This is a genomic window from Nocardia puris, assembly GCF_003315035.1.
Taxonomy (GTDB): domain Bacteria; phylum Actinomycetota; class Actinomycetes; order Mycobacteriales; family Mycobacteriaceae; genus Nocardia; species Nocardia puris.
Genome location: NZ_QNRE01000043.1, coordinates 1 through 5431, shown reverse-complemented (window position 1 = coordinate 5431; position 5431 = coordinate 1). Strand labels below are relative to the sequence as shown.

At 56.7% G+C, this 5431-nt stretch carries 3 rRNA genes; all 3 read right to left on the bottom strand.

The annotated features are described in order from the left end of the window. Nucleotides 1–2 precede the first annotated feature (2 nt). A 5S ribosomal RNA gene (gene rrf / locus DFR74_RS35080) occupies nucleotides 3–119 on the bottom strand. Between the two features lie 101 nt (nucleotides 120–220). Then, nucleotides 221–3332: ribosomal RNA gene (locus tag DFR74_RS35075) — 23S ribosomal RNA — on the bottom strand. A gap of 335 nt (nucleotides 3333–3667) precedes the next feature. Beyond that, a 16S ribosomal RNA gene (locus DFR74_RS35070) occupies nucleotides 3668–5186 on the bottom strand. Together the 16S, 23S and 5S rRNA genes form the textbook arrangement of a ribosomal RNA operon. Nucleotides 5187–5431: the final 245 nt, after the last annotated feature.

The following is a 5431-nucleotide window of genomic DNA, read 5'->3' as shown; positions in this document are numbered from 1 at the left end:
TTGTCCGGCGGTGTCCTACTCTCCCACACCCTGTCGAGTGCAGTACCATCGGCGCTGGTGGCCTTAGCTTCCGGGTTCGGAATGGGTCCGGGCGTTTCCCCACCGCTATAACCGCCGTAACACTATGAAACTATCCACACCCACCACTCGAACCCTCACGGGTCGAGAACGGGGGTTGTGTGTTGTTTCAGATACCGCACAGTGGACGCGTAACACCTTCGTCAGTAAGCCCTCGGCCTATTAGTACCAGTCACCTACACACATTACTGCGCTTCCAGTTCTGGCCTATCAACCCCATGGTCTGTAGGGGGCCTTAACCCATCGAGTGGGTGAGAAACCTCATCTTGGAACAGGCTTCCCGCTTAGATGCTTTCAGCGGTTATCCCTTCCGAACGTAGCCAACCAGCAGTGCCCTTGGCAGGACAACTGGCACACCAGAGGTTCGTCCGTCCCGGTCCTCTCGTACTAGGGACAGCCTTCCACAAGTTTCTGACGCGCGCGGCGGATAGAGACCGAACTGTCTCACGACGTTCTAAACCCAGCTCGCGTGCCGCTTTAATGGGCGAACAGCCCAACCCTTGGGACCTACTCCAGCCCCAGGATGCGACGAGCCGACATCGAGGTGCCAAACCATCCCGTCGATATGGACTCTTGGGGAAGATCAGCCTGTTATCCCCGGGGTACCTTTTATCCGTTGAGCGACACCGCTTCCACATGCCGGTGCCGGATCACTAGTCCCGACTTTCGTCCCTGCTCGACCCGTCAGTCTCACAGTCAAGCTCCCTTGTGCACTTACACTCAACACCTGATTGCCAACCAGGCTGAGGGAACCTTTGGGCGCCTCCGTTACACTTTAGGAGGCAACCGCCCCAGTTAAACTACCCACCAGGCACTGTCCCTGAACCAGATCATGGCCCGAGGTTAGAAGTCCAATACGACCAGAGTGGTATTTCAACGACGACTCCACGAACACTGGCGTGCCCGCTTCACAGTCTCCCACCTATCCTACACAAACCGTACCGAACACCAATACCAAGCTATAGTGAAGGTCCCGGGGTCTTTTCGTCCTGCCGCGCGTAACGAGCATCTTTACTCGTAATGCAATTTCGCCGAGTCTGTGGTTGAGACAGCAGAGAAGTCGTTACGCCATTCGTGCAGGTCGGAACTTACCCGACAAGGAATTTCGCTACCTTAGGATGGTTATAGTTACCACCGCCGTTTACCGGGGCTTAAATTCTCAGCTTCGCACCCCGAAGGGCGCTAACCGGTCCTCTTAACCTTCCGGCACCGGGCAGGCGTCAGTCCGTATACATCGTCTTACGACTTCGCACGGACCTGTGTTTTTAGTAAACAGTCGCTTCTCTCTGGTCTCTGCGACCACCCCCAGCTCCGAGTGCAAGACTCATCACCAGGCGTGGTCCCCCTTCTCCCGAAGTTACGGGGGCATTTTGCCGAGTTCCTTAACCACAGTTCTCTCGATCGCCTCGGTATTCTCTACCTGACCACCTGTGTCGGTTTGGGGTACGGGCCGTGTACCAACTCACTAGAGGCTTTTCTCGGCAGCATAGGATCACTGAATTCACCTCAATCGGCTACGCATCACCTCTCAGGCACATGCTGTGCGGATTTGCCTACACAACGCCCTACAGGCTTACACCCGGTAATCCACCACCGGGCCCAGCTACCTTCCTGCGTCACCCCATCGCTTGACTACTACCACAGGGGTCCCGCGCAGCCCCCGCCAGCCACCCGAAGGTGGTCTATTGGGATTTGGGCGGTTAGCACCATGGATTCACCATTGGGCGCGGATACACGGGTACGGGAATATCAACCCGTTGTCCATCGACTACGCCTGTCGGCCTCGCCTTAGGTCCCGACTCACCCTGGGCGGATTAACCTGGCCCAGGAACCCTTGGTCATTCGGCGGACGAGTTTCTCACTCGTCTTTCGCTACTCATGCCTGCATTCTCACTCGCGCAGCCTCCACAACTAGGTCACCCCGTCGCTTCCCTGGCTACACGACGCTCCCCTACCCACCCAGACCACTGCCCCAAAAAGGGGAATGTACATGTCTGAGTGCCGCGGCTTCGGCGGTGTACTTGAGCCCCGCTACATTGTCGGCGCAGGATCACTTGACCAGTGAGCTATTACGCACTCTTTCAAGGGTGGCTGCTTCTAAGCCAACCTCCTGGTTGTCTTCGCGACCCCACATCCTTTTCCACTTAGTACACGCTTAGGGGCCTTAGCCGGCGATCTGGGCTGTTTCCCTCTCGACTACGAAGCTTATCCCCCGCAGTCTCACTGCCACGCTCTCACACACCGGCATTCGGAGTTTGGCTGACTTCGGTAAGCTTGTAGGCCCCCTAGGCCATCCAGTAGCTCTACCTCCGGCGTGAAACACGTGACGCTGCACCTAAATGCATTTCGGGGAGAACCAGCTATCACGGAGTTTGATTGGCCTTTCACCCCTACCCACAGCTCATCCCCTCAGTTTTCAACCTAAGTGGGTTCGGGCCTCCACGACGTCTTACCGTCGCTTCACCCTGGCCATGGGTAGATCACTCCGCTTCGGGTCCATGACATGCGACTCAAACGCCCTATTCGGACTCGCTTTCGCTACGGCTACCCCACACGGGTTAACCTCGCCACACACCAATGACTCGCAGGCTCATTCTTCAAAAGGCACGCCATCACCCCACAAAGAGGCTCTGACGGATTGTAAGCGCACGGTTTCAGGTACTATTTCACTCCCCTCCCGGGGTACTTTTCACCTTTCCCTCACGGTACTAGTCCGCTATCGGTCACCAGGTAGTATTCAGGCTTACCGGGTGGTCCCGGCAGATTCACAGCAGATTTCACGGGCCCGCTGCTACTCGGGTATTCACCACATGAGCCGTCGAGTTTTCGCTTACCGGACTCTCACCGTCTACGGTCGGCCGTCCCAGACCACTTCAGCTAACACAACGGTTTCTCACTCATGCTCCTCACGGCAGTGAGAAGAAGATGAACCCCACAACCCCACACGCGCAACGACTGCCGTCTATCACACACGCATGGTTTAGCCTCATCCGCTTTCGCTCGCCACTACTCACGGAATCACTATTGTTTTCTCTTCCTGTGGGTACTGAGATGTTTCACTTCCCCACGTTCCCTCCACACACCCTATATATTCAGATGCGGGTGACACGACATCACTCGTGCCGGGTTTCCCCATTCGGAAATCCTCGGATCTCAGCTCGGTTGACAGCTCCCCGAGGCTTATCGCAGCCTCCTACGTCCTTCATCGGCTCCTGGTGCCAAGGCATCCACCGAACGCTCTTAAACACTTACAAACAAAGATGCTCGCGTCCACTGTGCAGTTCTCAAACAACACACAAAACCAAACCCTGACCAGCACCAGCACCCCAACCCCCGAAAGAGTCGAAGCCGGTATGAACTGAAGATTCAGCCTCGTCGTTATCTTGCCTGGAAAGAACGCCTGTTCTTTCAGGACCCAACAGTGTGTCGATATATCACCCACAACCAAGGACTCGGCCTCGGCCACACGCAGGAGAAGTTGTCAGCGTTCCACCCATGAGCTCCAGCCGGACTACAGACGAGCCCGAAACTGTCTCTGCCACAACCACAATCACCTCTGTGACCGGGTCCGTGGAGAAGTGCTCCTTAGAAAGGAGGTGATCCAGCCGCACCTTCCGGTACGGCTACCTTGTTACGACTTCGTCCCAATCGCCGATCCCACCTTCGACGGCTCCCTCCCACAAGGGGTTGGGCCACCGGCTTCGGGTGTTACCGACTTTCATGACGTGACGGGCGGTGTGTACAAGGCCCGGGAACGTATTCACCGCAGCGTTGCTGATCTGCGATTACTAGCGACTCCAACTTCACGGGGTCGAGTTGCAGACCCCGATCCGAACTGAGACCGGCTTTAAGGGATTCGCTCCACCTCACGGTATCGCAGCCCTCTGTACCGGCCATTGTAGCATGTGTGAAGCCCTGGACATAAGGGGCATGATGACTTGACGTCGTCCCCACCTTCCTCCGAGTTGACCCCGGCAGTCTCCTGCGAGTCCCCAACATCACTTGCTGGCAACACAGGACAAGGGTTGCGCTCGTTGCGGGACTTAACCCAACATCTCACGACACGAGCTGACGACAGCCATGCACCACCTGTACACCGACCACAAGGGGGCCTACATCTCTGCAGGTTTCCGGTGTATGTCAAACCCAGGTAAGGTTCTTCGCGTTGCATCGAATTAATCCACATGCTCCGCCGCTTGTGCGGGCCCCCGTCAATTCCTTTGAGTTTTAGCCTTGCGGCCGTACTCCCCAGGCGGGGCGCTTAATGCGTTAGCTACGGCACGGATCCCGTGGAAGGAAACCCACACCTAGCGCCCACCGTTTACGGCGTGGACTACCAGGGTATCTAATCCTGTTCGCTACCCACGCTTTCGCTTCTCAGCGTCAGTTACTGCCCAGAGACCCGCCTTCGCCACCGGTGTTCCTCCTGATATCTGCGCATTTCACCGCTACACCAGGAATTCCAGTCTCCCCTGCAGTACTCAAGCCTGCCCGTATCGACCGCAAGCTTGGGGTTGAGCCCCAAGTTTTCACGATCGACGCGACAAGCCGCCTACAAGCTCTTTACGCCCAGTAATTCCGGACAACGCTCGCACCCTACGTATTACCGCGGCTGCTGGCACGTAGTTGGCCGGTGCTTCTTCTACAGGTACCGTCACTTGCGCTTCGTCCCTGTCGAAAGAGGTTTACAACCCGAAGGCCGTCATCCCTCACGCGGCGTCGCTGCATCAGGCTTCCGCCCATTGTGCAATATTCCCCACTGCTGCCTCCCGTAGGAGTCTGGGCCGTGTCTCAGTCCCAGTGTGGCCGGTCGCCCTCTCAGGCCGGCTACCCGTCGTCGCCTTGGTAGGCCATTACCCCACCAACAAGCTGATAGGCCGCGGGCCCATCCTGCACCGATAAATCTTTCCACCCCCGGTCATGCAACCAGAGGTCATATCCGGTATTAGACCCAGTTTCCCAGGCTTATCCCAGAGTGCAGGGCAGATCACCCACGTGTTACTCACCCGTTCGCCGCTCGTGTACCCCGAAGGGCCTTACCGCTCGACTTGCATGTGTTAAGCACGCCGCCAGCGTTCGTCCTGAGCCAGGATCAAACTCTCCGTTGAAGACTCACAACCACACCCCAAAGGGTGCAATCAGATCTAAACTAGAGTCCGAAAACCTAGCAAAACAATCGCCAGCCGGAAAATAGCTGACTTCAAATGTCCGACCCACCCCACGGGGGTGGAAGCAGGCCGGCAACCAAAAAAAATTTGGCACTGACATTCATCGACACACTATTGAGTTCTCAAAGAACACACGCACACCCATCCACACCAGAATCACCCGGCACTTCAGAGAGGCAACTTTT